The organism is Alloalcanivorax gelatiniphagus (assembly GCF_005938655.1).
Lineage (GTDB): Bacteria > Pseudomonadota > Gammaproteobacteria > Pseudomonadales > Alcanivoracaceae > Alloalcanivorax > Alloalcanivorax gelatiniphagus.
In genome coordinates this window covers 1-1430 of record NZ_VCQT01000049.1, presented here as the reverse complement: position 1 = coordinate 1430, position 1430 = coordinate 1, and the positions used below count along the sequence as shown (strand labels likewise).

Sequence of the window (1430 nt, the reverse complement as noted above, 5' to 3'; positions counted from 1 at the left end):
CAGGCCTGATCGCGGCTAAAGCCGCTCCTACAACTGCCAACCCGTGTAGGAGCGGCTTCAGCCGCGATCCACCCCCCCCCAACCCGTGTAGATACCGTCTCTCCTATCCGGACTCAACCCCCAACGGGTTGGGTCTGGAATGGGGTTTGCCGATGCAGCACGCCGAAGGCGATGTGCATCAGCTTGCGCATTGCCGCAGTCAGTGCGGACATGGGCGTTTTTCCGGCCTGCCGCAACCGAGTGTAGAACCCTTGAATCACCGGGTTGTGGCGGCTTGCGGTCAGCGCCGCCATGTAAAGCCGTCGGCGCATCGCCGGCGAGCCTTTCTTGGTTAGACGGGGTCGACCTCGCACCGAGCTGCCCGATGTCCATTCGCATGGCACCAGCCCCACGAACGCCGCCGCCTGGCGAGCGCTGCGGAACGTCTTGCCTCGCAACAGAACCATCAGATGGACCGAGGTGACTTCACCGATTCCGGGGATGCTCTCAAGCAGCGCCTGGTCGCGTTTGAGGTCACCATCGCCGTCGATATGCTCTTTGATCTCTTCGCGCAGCCGTTTCGCCTCGCCCTGTAGGGCCAGCAGAACCTGATCGATCGATGACACCGTCTCCGTATCCCGGCTGAACATCGCTTTCTCTCGCCGATTCTCTTCCCGCTGGATGTCTTGCTGGACAGTCTCCAGACGACCGGCGAGGCGCCGTAACCGCCGAATCGCCGCCGGTTCCGGTTGCCACCGGGGTGGCTGCCGGTCGAGGCCGTAGCGCGCCAGAAGCTGGCTGTCCTTCTTGTCCGTCTTGCCTGAGTGGCCCAACGCATGGCCGTAATGCCGCACCTGGGCGGGGTTCACGACATGGACCTGGGCACCGACTTCGTGCAGCCATTCGGCCACCGGCTCGTGGTAAATACCCGTGGCTTCCAGATACACGCGCAAATCCCGGGCTTGCTCACCGGTTTGGCGGGTCAGCCAGTCGATCAATGCGGGAAAGTGCTTGGGGTGGTTGGTGAAGACCTTGGTCTTCACTTTGCCGTTTTCACGCAGCCAGCATAGGTCCAGCTTGCTCTTACTAACGTCGATGCCGATGTAAGCCATCTCTCCACCTTGCCTTGTCTGTGCAGCCTCTCTTCCAACCGGAAGTGGCTTGGATACCGTTCAAGTTTTGAGAGAAACAGCCCGGTGGTCCGATCTACAACACAGGTTCACGGACCTCAGGAGCGGCTCGGGTTGCCACCGGGCTGATAGGATGATGGTAGCTAACCATCAACCCGTGGAAAGACACAAGGAGCGGCTTCAGCCGCGATAAGGCCTTCGCAGACCACCCCAAACCCCATCGCGACTGAAGTCGCTCCTACAAGGTCACGCTGCGGGGTCTCCCCCACCCCCCGTAGGAGCGGCTTCAGCCGCGATAGGGCCTTCGCAGGCCACACCAAA

General features: G+C 61.6%; 1 protein-coding gene. It reads right to left on the bottom strand.

Annotated features, from left to right (window positions below):
• Nucleotides 1–113 precede the first annotated feature (113 nt).
• Entirely contained in the window at nucleotides 114–1091 is a 978-nt protein-coding gene (locus FGS76_RS19375) for an IS110 family RNA-guided transposase (RefSeq protein ID WP_138774296.1), read from the bottom strand.
• Nucleotides 1092–1430: the final 339 nt, after the last annotated feature.